Below are 17280 nucleotides of genomic sequence, written 5' to 3' on the forward strand. Positions count from 1 at the left end.
ACCGGGTGGACCCGCTGGTGTGGGCGTTGATGCTGGAGCGAACGGGCGGGCCGCTGTGCGCGCGCTCTAGGCGAGGGCGGCGAGGCCGGTGCGCAGGGCCTTGATGGAAGAATCCGGGAGGCCTGCGTCGATCTCGGCATGCATCTGGTGCCAGATGGGGACGGCGGCGGCGAGCGTGCGGCGGCCTTCGTAGGTGAGGGCGAGGCGGCGGCTGCGCCTGTCGGCGGGATCGGGCGTCGAGGTGAGAAGGCCGCGTTTTTCGAGCGGCTTCAGGTTGGCGGTGAGCGTGGTGCGATCCATGGCGAGGAGGCCCGCGACAGCGCCGATGCTGGGCGGCTGCGGCCGGTTCAGCGACATGAGGAGCGAGTACTGGCCTGACGTGATGCCGAGGGGGCGGAAAGCCTCGTCAAAGCGGCGGGAGAGGGCGCGGGCGGCCCGCTGCGCGGCGAGGCAGAGGCAATGGTCGCGGACGTGGAGCGTGGTTTCGAAGGGGACGGTCTGGCTGTTTGACATGGTTTATATATGTTGATATCAACGTAAATGTCAAGACCGGGGACGCAAGAGGAGACACCCATGCCCGAGACCGCCACTGCCGCTATCGAGCTTACGGGCTACAACTGGGTGCCGGACTTTGCGAAGGGCAATGTGCGCGATATCCGCGCGCGCTGGGCACTGGAAGAGGCGGGCGTGGATTACCGGATGCGGCTGTTCAATGCGTCCGAGGACAAGCCCGAGGCCTATCTGAAGGAACAGCCTTTCGCGCAGGTGCCGACGCTGAAAGAGGGCGATATCCAGATGTTCGAGTCCGGCGCAATCCTGCTCTACATTGCCGGCAAGAGCGAGACGCTGATGCCGCGCGACCCGGTTGCGCAGGCGCGGGTGACGAGCTGGGTCTTTGCCGCGCTGAACAGTATCGAGGTGTTCAGCATGGAACTGGTGATCATCAACCTGTTCGAGCCGGATGCCGAATGGGCGAAACTGCGACGGCCGGGGTCGGAAGCTCTGGTGCGCCAGAAGCTGAAGCGGCTGGCGGCCTGGCTGGGGGACAAGGACTATCTCGAGGGCGCGTTCTCTGTGGGGGATATCGCAATGGCGAGCGTATTGCGCGACCTCACGCGCACACCGCTGGTGGCGGAACATGCCAACCTTTCAGCTTATGTGGAGCGGTGCCTGGCACGGCCAGCCTTCAAGCGCGCGCTGGCGGCGCAGATGGCGGGCTTTACCGAAGGGCCGGTGGTGGCTGCTTAGGCAGGTGGGGCGTCCGCGCAGGCGGGTGGCGGAAACGGCTTGATCTCCTGAACAGGGCGGCGGAGTTTGCCTGAGTTGAATCAGGAGAGACGGGCGATGACACAGCTGACACGGCGGACATTTGCGGCGACGGGGCTGGCGGCGGTGGCGACGGCCTGTGCGGGCGTCCCGGCATCGCGCGGGCCGGGCGTGGCGATGAAGCAGGTGCCGCCGGTGATCGTGGATCCGGGCCGGGTGGCGCGGGTTGTGGTGGGCCTGCGGCCCTACCGACCGACGGGTTTCCGCGTGGAGCGGGAGATGCTGGGCGAGACGGCCGTTATCCATAATTATGGCCATGGCGGCGGCGGGATCACGCTGTCCTGGGGCACGGCACATCTCGCTGTGGAGGAGGGCTGGGACCCGAACGTGAAGGACTATGCCGTGATGGGCGCGGGGATTGTCGGCCTGTCCACGGCGATGCTGCTGCTGGAGCGCGGGGCGAACGTGACGATCTATGCCAAGGCGCTGTCGCCGGAGACGACGTCGAACATTGCGGGCGGGCAGTGGTGGCCGGCGTCCGTGTATCAGGAGAGCATGGTCGATGATGCCTACCGCGCGACACATGTGGCGGCGTCGCGCTTTGCCTTCCAGCGCTTCCAGCTGCTGACGGGGCCGGAATATGGCGTCACATGGGAAGTGAACTATGTGCTGTCGGATGAGGCGAAGCGGGACACGCCGGCGCCCAAGGGCAGCCCGATGCATGAGTTTGTCGTCAACGAGCGGGAGTATGAACCCGGCGAGCTGAGCTTTAACGCGCCGTTCGCGAAGAGTTTCGACACGATGATGGTGGATACGCCCTATTATTTGCGGGTGCTGGAGCGGGACATAAGGCTGCGCGGCGGGAAGATTGTCGTGCAGTCATTCGATGACGTGGCGCAGGTGGCGGCGTTGCCTGAGTCGGTCGTGTTCAATTGTACGGGGCTCGGCGCGGGCGCGCTGTTCGGGGACGCAGGGATCATGCCGGCGCGGGGGCAGCTGGTGATCCTGCAGCCGCAGGAGGAGGTCGACTATAACATCATCACCGGGAAGCATGCCTACATGTTCGGGCGGCGCGACGGGATTGTGCTGGGCGGCACGTTCCAGAAAGGCAACTGGTCGCTGGAGCCGAGCGCGGAAGACACGGCGATGATCCTGGCGGAGAACCGGGCGCTGTTCGAGCGGCCGATGCAGGCCTAGACGCGGCATCTGCGTCAGGACGCTTGGCAGGCCATTTCGAGGGCTCTATACGATTTATATATGAATCGTATATGGAGGCCTGAATGGGCATCGTGAATATAGATGACGAACTGCACGACCAGCTGCGCCGGGCGAGCAAGGTGTCGTGCCGGTCGATCAATGCGCAGGCGGCTTACTGGATCAAGATCGGCCTGCTGTGCGAGCGCAACCCGACGCTGAGCTTCAGCGAGGTGATCGCGCGGGAGATGGAAGCGGCAGGCGTCTTGGTGCCGGATCTGGCGGAAAGCGCGCATGACGAAGCAGCCTGAAGAACTGGCGCTGATGGCGGAGTCCGGGCGGCTGCTGGCCTCGGTGTTCGGCCTGCTGGATCGCACGCCGCTGGCGGGTCTCACCACGCTTGAGGTCGATGCGATGGTGGAGACATTCATTGTCGAAGACCTGAAGGCGCGGCCCGCGAGCAAGGGGCAGTATGACTATGGCTTCGTGCTGAATTCATCCGTGAACCATGTGGTCTGTCATGGTGTGCCATCGGAGGCGGATGTGCTGAAGGATGGCGATATCGTCAATTTCGACATCACGCTGGAGAAGAACGGCTTCATCGCGGATTCCAGCAAGACCTACCTGATCGGCGAGGTGAACCCGGCGGCGAAGCGTCTGGTGAAGACGACCTATGAGGCCATGTGGAAAGGCATCAAGGCGGTACGCCCCGGCGCCCGGCTCGGCGATATCGGCTGGGCCATCGAGCGGCATGCCAAGAAGAACGGCTATAGTGTTGTGCGCGAATATTGCGGCCATGGCATTGGCCGCGAGATGCATGAGGACCCGCAGGTGCTGCACTATGGCAAGCCGGGCACGGGACTGGTGCTGCGCGAGGGCATGGTGTTCACGATCGAGCCGATGATCAATCAGGGGCGCCGCTATGTGCGCACGGAGGATGACGGCTGGACGGTGGTGACGAAGGACGGCGCGCTGTCTGCCCAGTTCGAGCATACGGTGGCGGTCACGTCGGATGGTGTGTCAGTGCTGACACTGCGCACGGAGGAAATGGTACGGGGCGCGGCAGCCTAATTGCCGGCGCGGAAGGACTTGCGGCCGAAATAGGCGTTCTTGGGGGCGTCGTCGCTGCCGGTGGGGGGCGTGTCGTCTGCGGGCGGCGTCTCTTCCGGGGCGGCTTCCTGCGCGGTGGCATCGCTGGCCTCGGCGGGCGCGAGGGTGCCGTTGAGGAGCTGGCGGATGTGCGCGGCGGCGGCGGCGGCGGTCGAGACCTCGAAATCGTCGACATGCTTGTCGAGGCGGCGGGCGAGGAGGCGGGCCTGGTGGGCCGTGAGGCGCTTCAGCTCGGTTTCGAAGAGATCATTGCCGACAGTCTCGCGCAGGAGGACCATGTCTTCCGTCGTCTGGCCGGCGGAAATCATGAGCTTACGCACGAGGAGGCCCGCAGCGGCAGTGAAGTCCTTGTCGCCAAGCTTGGCAAAACGGTCGCGATTGTCGAGCAGGGCTGCCAGCACGCCGGCCCCTCCGGTGGCTGTCAGGGCGCTCATTTCAATAGCTCCAGGATTTCCTTCATGAGGGCGTCGATAATGCCGAGGGCCTCACCGGGCCATTTGGCCGAGAGGGTCGGGTCCGGGCCAAGTTCGATCGGGTTGGTCGCAAAGCCGGTCTTGAGCGGGACGACGGTCTTGAACATCCGGAATTCGGCTTCCTTCGAATTGGCGGCATCGCGCATGGCTTGCAGCACGACCTGCTGGTGGGGCGTGTTGTCAAAGCGGGTGGCGAGGACAACGGGCAGGTTCTCGATATCACGATCGCGCAGGTTTTTCATGATGTCGCCGGTGAAAAGATCGAGGCCGAGCGTGGACATGAAATCCGGGATCGTGGGGACGATGATGAGGTGGCTGGCCGCGAGCACGCTTTCGGTCATGACCGAAATGCCGGGCGGGCAGTCGCAGATGATGATGTCGAACTCGCTTTTGAGCAGGTCAAAGTCATCGCGCAAGCGGCGGCCGACCTGGCCTTCGAGGGCCTGCATGGAATATTTCTTGGCGGTGAGTTCGTAGATCAGCTCGCGCTCTGTCTTGCGCAGGCGCGGGGACGAGGGAATCAGGTCGAGCGGCAGCGGCTTGCCCTCATGCGTGACGTCGCTGGCATTGGTAACGACGAATTCGCCGAGGCGCTTCTGCTCATTGGCGAAGAAATTCTCAAGCAGCCAGTCGGAAATTGTGGCGTAATCATTGATCGCCTGGAAGAGATGTTCGTCGCCCTCATGGCCGTAGACGAGCAGGGATGCGTTGGCCTGCGTATCCAGATCGACGACCAGTGTTCGTCGGCCTGAGGCCGCGAAGGCCTCGGCCAGCATGACGCAGGTGGTGGTCTTGCCGACGCCGCCTTTCGAGTTGGCGATCGAGATGACACGTGCCGACATTCTGCTAGCTCCTCTTCCCCTGTCACAAGCGCGGCACAAAGCAGATTTGGGTCTGCATGGCTATTGCCTGTCTGGCTAAAAAAGCAGGGCAGGACACCCTGTTTCTCTCAACTTTTCAGCCTAGTGCCCGGGGAACGCTCAGGAAATTTATCTTCCGTCCGACCGCCATGCTGGCGTCGGTAAATTTGAGCCATCGGATGAAGTTCCATGGAGGCAAGGCGAAGCATGAACTGGGGGTGGCCATTTACAGGCGCGCGGCGCGAATCGAAAGCGGCGGCACCTCTGATTGCACTGTCGCAATTGGGGTTAGCGGCGCTGAACCGTTCATCTCCAAAGTCCTTACCGGTGAGCGGTTGGGCATCTTCCGGACAGGCGAAGATCACTACCAAGTCTACTTCGGTCCCATCCTGTTCGGACACATCGACCGAAAGAAACGCATGAACCGTATCAAGCCTACCCACCCACGGAACACACCATGAAACACGGAACACATCATGAAAACTGTAACCCATCTGCCCGGTCTGAAACGTTACCTATGTTCCCGGTTGCACACCGGGGCCGGAGGGGGGAGGCCCTCTTCGAACCGGTCGCTGGCGCGTCAGGCCCACTTCCCCCGCAATCGGGGGAAGATAAGGGGCTACTCAAATGTGAGATGGCAGGCGCCGAGGACGCGGAACATGTGGTAGCGGTCACGTGCGTCGGGGGCGGTGCGCAGGTCTGAATAGGCCTGCAGGGCAATGGGGGTGGCGACGTCGACTTCTTCTTCGAAGCGGGCACTGTCGCCGGTATCATCCTCCAGGAGGTCCGAGGCCATCTGGGCCCAGTAGCCGGCGGCGAGTTCGCTTTCGGCGGGACGCAGGTCCGGGCTGAGGCGCTCCATGAAGGCGGCGTCCCAGTCCTGGCCAGCGCTTTGTGACCAGACGGCCCAATAGGAGGCGCAGCGGACCATGTCTGACGGGTTTTCGGGCGTGACGCCGGATTCCACACCGCGCTGGTAGTAGCCGTTCATATAGTCCGTGCTCTGCGCGGCGGCGGGCAGGGCGATGAGCGCGGAGGCGAGGACGATGACGCGCAGGGACACGGGGTGGCTCCGGAGTGAAGAACTGGACGGAAGTATAGACTGCAAGTGCTGAACCAAAAGCAAACGGGCCGCTAGAGGCGGGCTATATAAAAGGAATTTCAAATGACACTGACGGTGATGACACCGCCGTACGGGGAAGCTTTGTCCCTTGATGTGGCGAAGGACTATCTGCGCATCGGGACGGATGGCGAGGATGCGCTGGACTGAGTGCGGCGCGGGGGATGTGATTGACTCCTGTGCCTGCCGGTCGCGTTCACGCGGACGTGGCTGGGGAGAGACATGCATATCGAGGCACGCAGCGGGTTTCCGTATGATGTGATCGTAACGGTGGCCACTGGATACTTGCTGGGCGTTGTCGGCGGAAAAGGCCTGATGATGGACAGTAACTGGGGCATGTATCCCCTGTCGGCTGGCGCTCTCGTCATTCTGGTGAGAACCGTGTTGACGGCCCGCGAATTGCTATTTGGCCGGGTTCGCGCGCCGGACCCGGACACAAGCGATATGGCCGAAGCGGCTGGCAATCACAGGGATGGGTTTCAATCGGCGCCGGAACATCCTAACTCTGTCGCGACAGTGATTTCACCCTTTTCAGAGGAATAACCGCCCTTGGCCCTAGATCCCTATAGCGTGCTCGGCGTTCCCCGCACAGCGAGCGAGGCCGAGATCAAAAAAGCCTATCGCAACAAGGCGAAAGCCCTGCACCCTGACCTGCATCCCGATGACAATGCCAAGATGGAGGAATTCAAGCGGGTGTCGCAGGCCTGGGATATCCTTGGCGACAAGGAGAAGAAGGCGAAATTCGACCGCGGCGAGATCGACGGCGACGGCAATCCGGCAGGCTTTGCTGGCGGCTATCCCGGTGGTGGGGGTGGCGGCTTTCCGGGCGGTGGCGGAGCGCGCTGGCAGACGCGCGGCGGCGGCAATCCGTTTGACGGCGCACAGGGCGACCCCTTCGAGGACATATTGGGCGGCATGTTTGGCGGCGGCGGGCGCCGGCGCAATCCGGGGCCGCAAAAGGGCCGCGATATCCGCTACCGCGTGGAGATATCGTTCGAGGATGCCGTGGCCGGCGCGCGTCGCCGCATGACCATGGCGGACGGCACAGCGCTGGATGTGAACATTCCGGCGGGCATTGATTCCGGCCAGACTTTGCGGCTGAAAAGCCAGGGTCAGCCATCGCCGAATGGCGGGGCGCCCGGCGATGCGCTGCTGGAAGTGGAAGTGCGCCCGAGCAATGTGTGGGAGCGTGACGGCAAGGATCTGCGCATGAGCGTGCCGATCAGCCTGAAGACGGCGATTCTGGGTGGCAGTGTGGAAGTGAAGACGCCGTCGGGCCCGGTGACGCTGAAAGTGCCAGCGGGATCGAACACGGATGCGACCCTGAGGCTGCGCGGCAAGGGTGTTCAGACCAGCACGCCGGGCAACCTCTATGCCAAGCTTAAGATTATGCTGGACGACCCGGCAGACCCCGGCCTGAGGAAATGGGCCGAAGGCAAGGCTTGAGCCCTGTCAGGTCAGGCGGCTGAGAGCGCGGCGTGGGCCTTGTCGGATTTCGGCTCGGCCTGGTCTGGCGATGTGAACGGCTCCGGGCGGGCGATCAGGAAGCCCTGAAGCTCCTCACACAGAAGGCTGCGCAGCAGGCTGGCCTGTTCCTCCGTCTCGACGCCTTCGGCAACGACCGGGATGTCGAGCGAATGGGCGAGGCTGATGATCGCTTCGACAATCGCGCGCGACTTGCGGTCGCCATTCATGGCGGCCACGAAGGAGCGGTCGATCTTGAGCCGGTCGAACGGGAAGGACTGGACATAGCTCATGGATGAGTAGCCAGTGCCGAAATCGTCCAGGGCGATCTTGATGCCCAGCGCTTTCAGTTCCATCAGGATGGTCGCGGCGAGCTGCTTGTTGAGGATGAGCGCCGTTTCGGTAATCTCGAGTTCGAGGCGTGCGGGATTCAGGCCCGTCTCGCGCAGCACGTCTCGCACATCTGCCACCAGATCCGGATCGAGGAACTGGCGGGCGGAGAGGTTGACTGCGACGGTCTCGGTTGCATCCCATTTGACGGCGGCTTCGCAGGCGGCGCGGATGGTCCAGCGACCGATGTCGTTGATGAGCAGGCTTTGCTCTGCCACCGGAATGAATGTGTCGGGATAGACCATGCCGCGGCCCGGCCGGTTCCAGCGGATCAGCGCTTCGCGGCCGACAATGGCGCGGGTATGGCTGCACACTTTCGGCTGGAAGTGGAGCACGAACTGATCGCCTTCAATTGCCTCGTGAAGGGCTGCTTCCAGGTCACGCTTCTGCTCATGCACTTCGTGCAGGGCGGCGTCATAGACACGGTAGCAGCCGCGCCCGGCCTCCTTGGCGGCATAGAGAGCGCGGTCGGCCGCGGTGAGCACACGCGCGGTGCCGGTGGCCTCGGGCTCGGCCATGGCGATACCGATGCTGGCCCCCATGGACAGGGTGCGCGTGCCGAGCGTTATCGGCGTGGCAAAGGCCTTGAGAATCTTGTTGGCTGTCCATTTGATCTGATGGATGCTGGCGCGGCCGCGCAGGATGATGGCAAATTCATCGCCGCCGAGGCGGGCGACCATGTCGCTCGGCGACAGGCAGGACGAAATCCGGCGCCCGGCGACCTTCAGCAGGCTGTCGCCCGTGGCGTGGCCGAACTGGTCGTTCACTTCCTTGAATTCATCGACATCGATGATGAGGACGGCGAGGTCTGAACAGGCATAGGGTTTGTCCCGGATGGCGGTTTCGAGAGTCATGTTGAAGGCGGTCCGGTTGGGAAGGCCGGTGAGGGTGTCGCGATAGGCGAGGGCGCGGACCTTGGCTTCCTGACGCAGGCGGCGTGTGAGGTCGCGGACGGCGAATACCGTGAAACGGGCCTCGGAATTCTGCATGGCGCGGATGGTGATTTCCACGGTCACATCATGGCCGCCGGGCATGTGGAGCACATGCTCGCCGAGGAGCCTGTCTTCGCCATCGGTGAAGTTTCCCAGATCGCCGAGCTGGAGGATGTCGACAATGTCGGCGCCCGGCATGTCGTCGCGCGGGATGCCGATCATGGTTTCGGCTGCCATGTTCGCCTGGATCACCTTGCCGCGTGCAGACACCATGAACAGGGCCTCCTGCGAGGAGTCCGCGAGGGCCGACAGTTTGAGCGATTCAATGCTGCGCATCTGCACGACAAGTGAATCGAGGCCCGCAGCGAGCGCGGAAAACATCAGGATCAGACAGATGCTGGTGGCGATGACAGCGCTCAGGGCGCCAGCGCCAAGGAGCCAGCCGCTCTCGGGCATGGTGGCGAGCGGCGTCATGGTCATTGCGGCTGTGCCGAGGAAATGCACGCCGAGAATGGCAAGCATGGCGCACGCCCAGCTCGTCAAATTGCGGACGAGGGCAATGGTGCTGATGCGGCAGGCATAGGCGAGGCCATAGAAGCCGACGCACACGATGATGGACAGGAGAACGAGACCGGCATCATAGGTGATGCGGACGCTGTCCTTCATCGCGGTCATGCCGAAATAGTGCATCACGATCACGGTGCCTGAGGCCACCAATGCTGCAAAAAACTTGCGCAGGGTCGCGTTGCCATTGCTCGCGATGGCCGTGGCGACCGTCAGGCCGATCACGGCAATAAGCGCGGACATGAGGGTCACGAAAGCATCGAACTTGACGGGAAAGCCCGGCTGGTAGCCGAGCATCGCGATGAAATGCGTGGCCCACACGCCAAGCCCGGTCACGATGCCTGCGGCGATGACCCAGCGGCGACTGCCTGTCTCGCTGCGGCCGATCATGCTGCGCTGGAATACCAACAGGGCGCAGACGAGGCTGAAGCCGAGCACGAGCACGGCAATCACGATATGCATAAAATCGTGATGCATTGTTAACGAATTGAAAACTATGGACATTTCTTGCTTTACCTCGCCTGCGTGACCTATGCGCGGGCCCGTGTTTTCGTTCCACCACAGCGGGTTTTCTCTTCGTGCAAACCCATTTTCAGGGAAAGAGGCTACGGGTAAGGCCGGGCGCAGTGGCCCGCACCCCCCTCCAGGGGGATGCATGCAGGGCAGGCCGGCCTTAGTGTGGTGGCTGAAATGCAGACCTATGGGGATAAGATGAAAAGATACCTGTTCTTGCTGCCGCTGGCAGCGCTGGCCGCATGCGGACAAGGCGAAACGACCGAGTTGAAAGATCCCTGCGCCGAGATTTCCACGATCGTGACAGCGCGCGGCGAGGATGAGCCGTTCACCAGCCTGCGGGGCGAACAACGTATGCTGGGGGACAGCCCGCTGCCGGATGCCTGGGAATCCAACGCGACCTTTGACGATAGTGCCTGCCGGGTGAGTGTCATGCGCGGATTCTTTGGTGGCGACACGAATATCCATATCTATACCTGCGACCTGTTCGAGGCGGGCACCATGGACAAGGATGCCGACGGCAAGCTGGCCGAAGCGGCCTATGAGGGGGCTGTCAGCAACGTGAAGGCCTGTCTGGGGGATGGGTGGACGTCTGAGGCCGACACCGAGAGCTCGCAATACGAGGTGTATGGCAAGACGGTCTTCAAGCCGGTCGAGCCGGAGGAACAGGTGGGCGATTTCGCGGCCGACCCGCTCTATGTCGAGATGCGCTATGCCGGGTTTGGTGGCGGGCGGAACAGCACGCCGGGCTGGCTGGTGACGCTGCAGGCGCAGAAACAGACCAGCGCAGATTGACCTGCGGCCCATGGCCCCGGCGGGCGCGAGTCGCGCGTGAGGCGATTAGCGGCCCGGACGGGGCCCCTATCCTGAACAAAACTGATTGTACGCGTTCACTTCACATTCAGGGCTTTCGACCTATACGCTGGGCCCATGAAGCGGATTCTTGCCTCTCTTGCAGCCATTGCACTCCTGACGACCGGCCCTGCCACCGCGCAGGGCTGGGGCGATTCCTTTTCGCCCAATCAGGCGCGCGACGCCGTGCGCAATGGCAAGACGGTGCCGCTGAGCCGGATATTCGGCATGCTGAAGCAGCAATATGGCGGCTACCAGCTGGGCGCAGACCTTGTGTCCAAGCAGGGTGGCGGCGCCGAATATCACATTGACTGGATGACCGAAGACGGGCGCAAAATGCGCTTTATCGTGGACGCCCAGTCGGGCGCGATCACGGATCGTCGCGGCGGCTGAATCGTGTTAACCCGTTCTACGGAAGGTATTTTTCATGCGTATCCTGGTAGTTGAAGACGATAACGACCTGCGCCGCCAGCTGGCAGATGTGCTGTCGCAATCGGGCTATGCGGTCGATCTGGCAGCGGATGGCGAGGACGGCCACTTCCTTGGCGATACCGAACCTTATGATGCGGTGATCCTGGACCTCGGCCTGCCCAAGATGGACGGCGTCAGCATCCTGAAGAAATGGCGCGCGGACGGGAAATCCTTCCCCGTGCTGATCCTGACCGCCCGCGACCAGTGGAGTGAGAAGGTGGCAGGCTTCGATGCCGGCGCCGACGATTACCTGTCAAAACCCTTCGTGACCGAGGAATTGCTGGCGCGCCTGCGGGCGCTGCTGCGCCGGGCGGCGGGCCATTCGGCAGCGACGCTGGAAGCCGGCAAGCTGATGGTGGATACCCGCGCCGCTCGGGCCATGGTCAATGGCGAGCCAATCAAGCTGACCGCGCATGAATACCGCGTGCTGTCCTATCTGATGCATCATCAGGGCCGGGTCGTGCCGCGCACGGAACTGGTCGAGCATATTTACGACCAGGATTTCGACCGCGACTCGAACACGATCGAGGTGTTCATCGGGCGCCTCCGCCGCAAGATCGGCGTTGACCGGATTCAGACCGAGCGCGGCCTTGGCTATCGCCTGATCGTGCCGGAAAACGAGGCGCGCGTTGCAGGATAGGTGCCTGCGGTGCCAGACCGTTTGAATGGACGCAGCCGACACATCCAGATCCCGTTTCATTGACCGCTGGTCGAGCGTTTCGCTCGCCCGGAGGATCATGATTGCGGCGGCGATCTGGGGTTTCGTTGTGCTGATCGGCGGGGCGCTGGCCCTGTCAGCGCTTTACCGGGCGCAGACGCTGACCCTGCTGGAAGAAGACCTCGACCAGACACTGGTGACGCTGACGCGCGAGATGACGCGCGAGGAGGCCTTCCTGGCAGATGGCCGCGTGACCGATACCGAGCGCCAGTTCCTGACCAGCGATGCGCGTTTCCAGACGCAGTATTCCGGCCAGTACTGGGCCGTTGTCGGGCTGAAGCCGGATCTGACAATCTCCGGCGACTTTCGCTCCAAGAGCCTCTGGGACGAGCCGGTTCCCGTGACCGAGGCGCAGATACGGCGCGCCGTGGCTGACCCCGGCACAACACAGTTTGATGATTATGCCGGACCGGCGGACCAGAAGGTGCGCTCCGGCGCCAAGGCGATTCTTGTGGAGAATCGCGAGACGCCGCTGATCCTTGTGGCGGCAGCCGATCGGACGCCGAATGATGCGGCCGCAACCCGCTTCCGCAACCTGCTGTTCGGCACGATGATTGCCCTCTTCGGCGGCGTGTTTGCGGCCATGGTGGCGGGCATTCGCTTTTCGCTGCAGCCGCTGAAGCGGATCGAGCGCGACATTGCAGACATCCGCGAAGGCAATCGCCAGACGCTGCGCGACGGCTACCCGATCGAGGTGCGCCCGCTGACCGAGGAGCTGAACAAGCTGATCGGGCATAACCGTGTCGTGGTGGAGCGCGCGCGGACGCATGTGGGCAACCTGGCGCATGCGCTGAAAACGCCGCTGGCGGTGTTGCGCAATGAGGCGAAGGGCGAGACGCAGCTGGACGATGTCGTGCGGCGCCAGACCGAGTCCATGCACGCCAATGTCGAACATTACCTGAAGCGGGCGCGGATGGCGGCGCGGGCCGAGACGCTGGGCGCACGCACCGATGTGACGCAGGTGGTTGAGGCCCTGGCGCGCTTGCTGAACCGGCTCTTCGATGCGAAGGGCGTGAATGTCAGCGTCGAGGATGGCGCAGGCGCAGTGTTCCGCGGCGAGAAGCAGGATTTCGAGGAAATGATCGGCAACCTGATGGACAATGCCTGCAAGTGGGCGAAGGCGGAGGTGTGCGTGCGCATTTCCGACAGCGCCGAGGCATTGGTCATTGATGTCGAGGATGACGGCCCCGGCCTGCCGCCCGAAGCACGCGAAGGCGCCATGAAACGCGGCGTGCGGCTGGACGAGACGACGCCGGGCACGGGCCTTGGCCTGTCCATCGTGGCGGAGCTGGCAGAGTTGCACAAGGGCAGCCTTGAACTGGGCGAGAGCCAAATGGGCGGCCTGCAGGCAAGGTTGAGGTTTCCGAAATCATGACACGTTTGCAGGCGATTATCGTTGGCGTTTGCCTCGTGCTGGGCGTCGCAGGCTATGCCGTGTTCGGGCGGCCGGGCATGGGCGACCTGCCCATGAAGGAACGCCAGGCCGAGATCATGGAGAAGATCCGCACGGCGCCTGAAACGCTGACGCCCGCCGAGACGCTGGCGCGGCTGGAGCAGACCTCCATCGACCAGCCGGACGCGCCGGAGCCGCAATATTATATCGGCGTGATCATGCGGCAGCAGAACCGGCCGGACGATGCGGCGCGGGCCTTCCAGTCGGCGCTGCGGCGCGACGGCACCTATGTGCCGGCGCTGATCGGCCTCGCCGATGTGCTGGTGGAACTGGATGGCGGCGGCGTCAGCAAGGATGCGGCGCGGCTTTATGCGCGGGCCTACGAGCTGGACCCGACCGAAGTGCGGGCCGGCATGTGGGCGGCCATGGGCGCGGCACAGGCGGGCGATCAGGACAAGGCCGCGGAGATGATGCGCGCCGTGTTTGCCAACCTGCCGGAGGATGACCCGCGCCGGGAACGCTTTGCACCGATGCTGGATGCGATTGGCCGGGAGGCCCCTGCGGAGGAGTAGGCCCTAGCCTTGCTGTATCTGCCGCACTGTCAAATCGGGCGGTTCCCAGTATAGATGGCCGTCATGAGAGCCCGGACCCGCAGATTGTGGACATTTGGTGTGGCGGCTGCCCTGTTGCTGGCGGCGGCGGCGCTTGCATTCTTTGCCCTGCGGCAGAATGCGAACCTGTTTTACACGCCCGAAGTGCTGGCCGAAAAAGGCCTGCCTGCGCCCGGCAAGGACGTGAAAGTGGGCGGCTGGGTCGAGCCCGGCTCGCTGACCTATCCCGGCGATGGCAGCGAGATGGTGTTCACCATTATCGACAATAGCCCCGAAACGATCACCGTGAGCTTTACCGGCATTGCGCCGGACCTGTTCCGCGAGGGTCAGGGCGTTGTGGCGATCGGCTCGTTTGATGCGGCGGGCCTCTTCACCGCGCGCCAGTTGCTGGCCAAGCATGACGAGAATTACCAGCCGCGCGAGCTGCGCCCGCTGGGCGCTGGCCCGGACCAGAACGCCAGCTAGATGATCGAGCTTGGCCACCTTGCCGCGTTCCTGGCGCTGGCCGCTTCGCTGGCGCAGGGCGTGCTGGGCCTGATGGGCGCACGCGCGCTGGCCGGACGCGCGGCGCTGGTGGCGTTTGGCGTGATGTCGCTGTCCTTCCTGACGCTGGTTGTGGCCTTTGCGCGGTCGGACTTCTCGCTGGCGCTGGTGGCGAACAATTCCCACACGCTGAAGCCGATGCTCTACAAGATCGCCGGCACATGGGGAAACCATGAGGGCTCGATGGCGCTCTGGTGCCTCGTGACGCTGGGCTTTGGCGGGGCGGGCGCGCTGTGGATGCGCACGGGGCGCGACGTGTTCGAGGCGCGGACGCTAGGCGTGCAGGGCTGGCTGGCGACGGGCGCGCTGTCGTACCTCCTCTTTGCCTCCTCACCCTATTTGCGGCTGGACCCGGCGCCGCTGCAGGGGGCGGGGCTGAACCCGATCCTTCAGGACCCGGCGCTCGCCTTCCATCCGCCCATGCTTTACCTCGGCTATGTCGGCTTTTCGTTTGTCTTCGCACTGGCGGCGGCGGGCCTCATGGAGGCGCGGATTGACCGCGTGTGGGCCAGGGAGGCGCGGCGCTGGGCGCTGGCAGCCTTCGTGCCGCTGACTATCGGCATCGCGCTCGGCTCCTACTGGGCCTATTACGAGCTTGGCTGGGGCGGCTGGTGGTTCTGGGACCCGGTGGAAAATGCCTCGCTGATGCCGTGGCTGATCGGTGCGGCGCTGCTGCACTCGGTGGCGGTGACGGAGAAGCGCGGGAATTTTGCGGCCTGGACGGCGCTGCTGGCGGTGCTGGCCTTCCTGTTCTCGGTGATGGGGGCGTTCCTTGTGCGCTCCGGCGTGCTGACCTCCGTGCATGCATTCGCGGTGGACCCGAAGCGGGGCATGGTGCTGCTGACCGGGCTGGTGGTTTACGGCACGTTTGCGCTCGGCCTGTTTGCGCTGCGGGCGCCGAAGCTGGAAGGTGGCAAGCCGTGGCAAATGCTGAGCCGCGAGGGCGCGCTGGCGGTGAACAATGTGGTGCTTGTGGTGGCGGCTTTGACCGTTCTGCTGGGCACGCTGTTCCCGCTGATGGCCGAAGCGGCGGGCCGCACGATTTCAGTTGGCGAACCCTATTTCCGGCTGACCTTCGTGCCGATGCTGGCCGCGTTGCTGGCGATCCTGCCGGTGGTTCAGGTGTGGAGCTGGGGCAAGGCTGACCTCTCGATGCTGTGGAAATGGGCGGCGGGCGGTGTGGCGCTTGTGGCTGTGTTCCTGGCGCTGGGTGTGGGCCTTTGGGACATTCCGCTGGGCGCGGCTTTCGGGCTGGCGCTGGGCGTGTGGCTGCTGTTCGGGTCTGTGGGGGAATTGCGGCGCCGGGCAGTGACCTGGGGCCGGGTGTTCAGGATGCCGCTGCGCGTGTGGGGCATGACGCTGGCGCATATCGGGCTTGGCGTATTCGTGATCGGCGCGGTTGTGGAAACCACGCAGCGCTATGAGGCGACGCTGGCCCTGCCGGCGGGCGGCTCGGGCACGGTTGCCGGCTGGAACATCACGCTGAAGGATGTGCACGCGATCGAGGGCCCGAACTGGTATGCCGACAAGGCGGACATCACCGCGCGCCGTGGCAGCGCCAAGGCCGAGATGGCGCCGACCAAGCGCTATTATCCCGCGGCGCGCATGCCGACGACCGAAACGGCGATCCACAAGACCGGCACGGGTGATCTCTATGTGGCGCTGGGTGACCGGCGCGATGTGGATGGCGAGACGCGCTGGGTGTTCCGGGTCTACTTCAATCCGCTGATTGATTTTGTGTATCTTGGTGTTCTGTTGATGGGGCTGGGCGCGTTTTTCAGCCTGCTGCCTGTTCGGAGGAAGCCTGCATGATTTTGCTGCGTGGCATGTTCCTGAGTATCGCCGCCTGTGCGCTGGCGCTGACGTGCATGGCGCAGGCGCTAGAAGACCCCGCCGAAGAGGCGCGGGCGCAGGCCTTGATGCGGGAGCTGCGCTGCGTGGCGTGCGAGAACGAGCCGATTTCGCAATCGTCGGCGTCGATTGCCGAGGACATGCGAGCGCGGGTGCGCACGATGGTCGGCGAGGGTGCGAGCGACGATGAGGTGCGCGACTGGTTCGAGAGCCGCTATGGCGAGTTCGTGCTGTTCCGGCCGACGGGCAAGGGGCTGAGCGGTCTGCTTCTCTGGGGCGCGCCGTTTGGCCTGTTGATCGTCGGGGGGCTGATTGCGTTCGGCGTCGCACGGCGGCGGCAAGCGGGCGCAAGCGAAGTCGAGCCGGTGGCACCGGAAGACGTCTAATAAAGCTGCAGAAGCCCCAGATGCGGGCTGGCGAGCCACACAATCCATCCTGCCAGCGCAATGAAGGGCCCGAAGGCGATGGCCGTGTCGGAGGCCATGGGACGCTTGCCTGCAAGGCCGGCAATCAGCGCGGCCACAAGCCCAGTCATGGACGCCACGAGCAGGACCGGCGCGAGGCCCGGCCACGCGACCCACATGCCGATGGCGCCCAGAAGCTTGGCATCGCCCCGGCCGAGACCGTCACGTCCGCGCAGGCGTTTGTAGGCAAGCTCCAAAGCGACCAGTGCGCCATAGCCGAGGGCGGCACCGATGAAATGATGGGGCCACATGTCTGGCCGCGTCAGGGCAACCATGATGACGCCGAAGATGAGGACGGTGAAGTTCAGGGCATCGGGCAGGCGCAGCGTGACCATGTCCACAGCTGCGAGGGCGATCAGCAGGGCGCCCAGGCTGAGCGACAGTAGGATGGTGCCGGGAGGCGCCAGCAGCCAGGCGCTGACGACCATCAGCGGCAGGGAAATCGCGACGAGAAAATGGACGGGCTTCATATTGTGTTTCGAAGGGTTTCC

The 17280-nt window shown here is 64.0% G+C and carries 20 protein-coding genes and 1 pseudogene; 15 read left to right on the forward strand and 6 right to left on the reverse strand.

The genetic code is table 11. The annotated features are described in order from the left end of the window. Window positions 1–66 precede the first annotated feature (66 nt). Window positions 67–513 carry a MarR family winged helix-turn-helix transcriptional regulator gene (locus HY30_RS08370; RefSeq protein ID WP_034738952.1) on the reverse strand — a complete coding sequence of 149 codons (447 nt, stop codon included), beginning with the start codon at window positions 511–513 and terminating at the stop codon, window positions 67–69. A gap of 60 nt (window positions 514–573) precedes the next feature. Here HY30_RS08370 and HY30_RS08375 point away from each other — a divergent pair, with 60 nt between their 5' ends. The 4 genes from HY30_RS08375 to map all read left to right on the forward strand — a co-directional run bounded on the left by HY30_RS08375 (window position 574) and on the right by map (window position 3531). After that, on the forward strand, window positions 574–1248 hold the full coding sequence (locus HY30_RS08375) for a glutathione S-transferase family protein (RefSeq protein WP_034738954.1): 675 nt from the start codon (window positions 574–576) through the stop codon (window positions 1246–1248). Window positions 1249–1344: 96 nt separating this feature from the next. Further along, window positions 1345–2463 (forward strand): FAD-dependent oxidoreductase, encoded by a 1119-nt coding sequence (locus tag HY30_RS08380; protein WP_051615121.1) that lies wholly within the window; start codon window positions 1345–1347, stop codon window positions 2461–2463. 83 nt (window positions 2464–2546) lie between these two features. Then, complete coding sequence (locus HY30_RS08385) at window positions 2547–2771, forward strand: ParD-like family protein (protein ID WP_034738956.1); 225 nt, start codon at window positions 2547–2549, stop codon at window positions 2769–2771. After that, window positions 2755–3531 carry a type I methionyl aminopeptidase gene (gene map / locus HY30_RS08390; protein ID WP_034738958.1) on the forward strand — a complete coding sequence of 259 codons (777 nt, stop codon included), beginning with the start codon at window positions 2755–2757 and terminating at the stop codon, window positions 3529–3531. The genes HY30_RS08385 and map overlap by 17 nt, the downstream gene beginning before the upstream one ends. Here map and HY30_RS08395 read toward each other — a convergent pair. Both HY30_RS08395 and HY30_RS08400 read right to left on the reverse strand, forming a co-directional pair. Then, window positions 3528–4004, reverse strand: a complete 477-nt coding sequence (locus tag HY30_RS08395; RefSeq protein ID WP_034738959.1) for a hypothetical protein — start codon at window positions 4002–4004, stop codon at window positions 3528–3530. The genes map and HY30_RS08395 overlap by 4 nt on opposite strands. Next, window positions 4001–4885, reverse strand: a complete 885-nt coding sequence (locus HY30_RS08400; RefSeq protein WP_051615123.1) for a ParA family protein — start codon at window positions 4883–4885, stop codon at window positions 4001–4003. The genes HY30_RS08395 and HY30_RS08400 overlap by 4 nt, the downstream gene beginning before the upstream one ends. A gap of 311 nt (window positions 4886–5196) precedes the next feature. Here HY30_RS08400 and HY30_RS19985 point away from each other — a divergent pair. Beyond that, window positions 5197–5364: pseudogene (locus tag HY30_RS19985) on the forward strand (IS481-like element ISHne2 family transposase); the annotation flags it as partial. Between the two features lie 158 nt (window positions 5365–5522). Here the strand turns inward: HY30_RS19985 and HY30_RS08410 are convergent. Continuing rightward, window positions 5523–5966: a hypothetical protein gene (locus tag HY30_RS08410; protein WP_034738964.1), complete on the reverse strand. Its 444-nt coding sequence runs from the start codon at window positions 5964–5966 to the stop codon at window positions 5523–5525. 279 nt (window positions 5967–6245) lie between these two features. Here HY30_RS08410 and HY30_RS08415 point away from each other — a divergent pair, with 279 nt between their 5' ends. Both HY30_RS08415 and HY30_RS08420 read left to right on the forward strand, forming a co-directional pair. Continuing rightward, a complete protein-coding gene (locus tag HY30_RS08415) occupies window positions 6246–6566 on the forward strand; it encodes a hypothetical protein (protein WP_034738966.1) in 321 nt (106 codons plus the stop codon). Window positions 6567–6572: 6 nt separating this feature from the next. Then, window positions 6573–7469, forward strand: coding sequence for a DnaJ C-terminal domain-containing protein (locus tag HY30_RS08420; protein ID WP_034738967.1), 897 nt, complete (start codon window positions 6573–6575; stop codon window positions 7467–7469). A gap of 11 nt (window positions 7470–7480) precedes the next feature. On the opposite strand, the gene HY30_RS08425 is transcribed toward HY30_RS08420, so the two are convergent. Continuing rightward, window positions 7481–9835, reverse strand: coding sequence for a bifunctional diguanylate cyclase/phosphodiesterase (locus HY30_RS08425; RefSeq protein ID WP_034738969.1), 2355 nt, complete (start codon window positions 9833–9835; stop codon window positions 7481–7483). Window positions 9836–10084: 249 nt separating this feature from the next. Between HY30_RS08425 and HY30_RS20185 the strand changes: the two genes are divergently transcribed. The 8 genes from HY30_RS20185 (at window position 10085) to HY30_RS08465 (ending at window position 16711) form a co-directional block, all read left to right on the forward strand. After that, complete coding sequence (locus HY30_RS20185; RefSeq protein ID WP_162176913.1) at window positions 10085–10681, forward strand: hypothetical protein; 597 nt, start codon at window positions 10085–10087, stop codon at window positions 10679–10681. A 135-nt stretch (window positions 10682–10816) separates the two neighbouring features. Continuing rightward, a complete protein-coding gene (locus HY30_RS08435; RefSeq protein WP_034738973.1) occupies window positions 10817–11131 on the forward strand; it encodes a PepSY domain-containing protein in 315 nt (104 codons plus the stop codon). Window positions 11132–11165: 34 nt separating this feature from the next. Continuing rightward, on the forward strand, window positions 11166–11849 hold the full coding sequence (locus tag HY30_RS08440) for a response regulator transcription factor (RefSeq protein WP_034738975.1): 684 nt from the start codon (window positions 11166–11168) through the stop codon (window positions 11847–11849). A 25-nt stretch (window positions 11850–11874) separates the two neighbouring features. Then, window positions 11875–13302, forward strand: coding sequence for an ATP-binding protein (locus HY30_RS08445; RefSeq protein ID WP_051615125.1), 1428 nt, complete (start codon window positions 11875–11877; stop codon window positions 13300–13302). Then, on the forward strand, window positions 13299–13892 hold the full coding sequence (locus HY30_RS08450; RefSeq protein ID WP_034738977.1) for a tetratricopeptide repeat protein: 594 nt from the start codon (window positions 13299–13301) through the stop codon (window positions 13890–13892). Before HY30_RS08445 ends, HY30_RS08450 begins: the two co-directional genes overlap by 4 nt. A 63-nt stretch (window positions 13893–13955) precedes the next feature. Further along, complete coding sequence (locus HY30_RS08455; protein WP_034739183.1) at window positions 13956–14396, forward strand: cytochrome c maturation protein CcmE; 441 nt, start codon at window positions 13956–13958, stop codon at window positions 14394–14396. Further along, the gene (locus HY30_RS08460) at window positions 14397–16286 is read left to right on the forward strand and encodes a heme lyase CcmF/NrfE family subunit (protein ID WP_034738978.1); all 1890 of its coding nucleotides are present in this window, start codon (window positions 14397–14399) and stop codon (window positions 16284–16286) included. Then, the gene (locus HY30_RS08465; RefSeq protein WP_241765679.1) at window positions 16283–16711 is read left to right on the forward strand and encodes a cytochrome c-type biogenesis protein; all 429 of its coding nucleotides are present in this window, start codon (window positions 16283–16285) and stop codon (window positions 16709–16711) included. The genes HY30_RS08460 and HY30_RS08465 overlap by 4 nt, the downstream gene beginning before the upstream one ends. Here the strand turns inward: HY30_RS08465 and HY30_RS08470 are convergent. Beyond that, window positions 16708–17259, reverse strand: a complete 552-nt coding sequence (locus HY30_RS08470) for a prepilin peptidase (RefSeq protein WP_051615127.1) — start codon at window positions 17257–17259, stop codon at window positions 16708–16710. The two genes, HY30_RS08465 and HY30_RS08470, sit on opposite strands and share 4 nt — an antisense overlap. Window positions 17260–17280 lie beyond the last annotated feature (21 nt).

This window comes from Hyphomonas chukchiensis, assembly GCF_000682695.1.
GTDB classification, from domain to species: Bacteria; Pseudomonadota; Alphaproteobacteria; order Caulobacterales; family Hyphomonadaceae; genus Hyphomonas; species Hyphomonas chukchiensis.

Excerpts from the sequence above, each read along its gene's own strand:
- HY30_RS08370 (WP_034738952.1), bottom strand. The coding sequence starts at position 513 with ATGTCAAACAGCCAGACCGTCCCCTTCGAAACCACGCTCCACGTCCGC.
- HY30_RS08375 (WP_034738954.1), top strand. The coding sequence starts at position 574 with ATGCCCGAGACCGCCACTGCCGCTATCGAGCTTACGGGCTACAACTGG.
- HY30_RS08380 (WP_051615121.1), top strand. The coding sequence starts at position 1,345 with ATGACACAGCTGACACGGCGGACATTTGCGGCGACGGGGCTGGCGGCG.
- HY30_RS08385 (WP_034738956.1), top strand. The coding sequence starts at position 2,547 with ATGGGCATCGTGAATATAGATGACGAACTGCACGACCAGCTGCGCCGG.
- map (WP_034738958.1), top strand. The coding sequence starts at position 2,755 with ATGACGAAGCAGCCTGAAGAACTGGCGCTGATGGCGGAGTCCGGGCGG.
- HY30_RS08395 (WP_034738959.1), bottom strand. The coding sequence starts at position 4,004 with ATGAGCGCCCTGACAGCCACCGGAGGGGCCGGCGTGCTGGCAGCCCTG.
- HY30_RS08400 (WP_051615123.1), bottom strand. The coding sequence starts at position 4,885 with ATGTCGGCACGTGTCATCTCGATCGCCAACTCGAAAGGCGGCGTCGGC.
- HY30_RS08415 (WP_034738966.1), top strand. The coding sequence starts at position 6,246 with ATGCATATCGAGGCACGCAGCGGGTTTCCGTATGATGTGATCGTAACG.
- HY30_RS08425 (WP_034738969.1), bottom strand. The coding sequence starts at position 9,835 with ATGCATATCGTGATTGCCGTGCTCGTGCTCGGCTTCAGCCTCGTCTGC.
- HY30_RS20185 (WP_162176913.1), top strand. The coding sequence starts at position 10,085 with ATGAAAAGATACCTGTTCTTGCTGCCGCTGGCAGCGCTGGCCGCATGC.
- HY30_RS08435 (WP_034738973.1), top strand. The coding sequence starts at position 10,817 with ATGAAGCGGATTCTTGCCTCTCTTGCAGCCATTGCACTCCTGACGACC.
- HY30_RS08440 (WP_034738975.1), top strand. The coding sequence starts at position 11,166 with ATGCGTATCCTGGTAGTTGAAGACGATAACGACCTGCGCCGCCAGCTG.
- HY30_RS08445 (WP_051615125.1), top strand. The coding sequence starts at position 11,875 with ATGGACGCAGCCGACACATCCAGATCCCGTTTCATTGACCGCTGGTCG.
- HY30_RS08450 (WP_034738977.1), top strand. The coding sequence starts at position 13,299 with ATGACACGTTTGCAGGCGATTATCGTTGGCGTTTGCCTCGTGCTGGGC.
- HY30_RS08455 (WP_034739183.1), top strand. The coding sequence starts at position 13,956 with ATGAGAGCCCGGACCCGCAGATTGTGGACATTTGGTGTGGCGGCTGCC.
- HY30_RS08460 (WP_034738978.1), top strand. The coding sequence starts at position 14,397 with ATGATCGAGCTTGGCCACCTTGCCGCGTTCCTGGCGCTGGCCGCTTCG.
- HY30_RS08465 (WP_241765679.1), top strand. The coding sequence starts at position 16,283 with ATGATTTTGCTGCGTGGCATGTTCCTGAGTATCGCCGCCTGTGCGCTG.
- HY30_RS08470 (WP_051615127.1), bottom strand. The coding sequence starts at position 17,259 with ATGAAGCCCGTCCATTTTCTCGTCGCGATTTCCCTGCCGCTGATGGTC.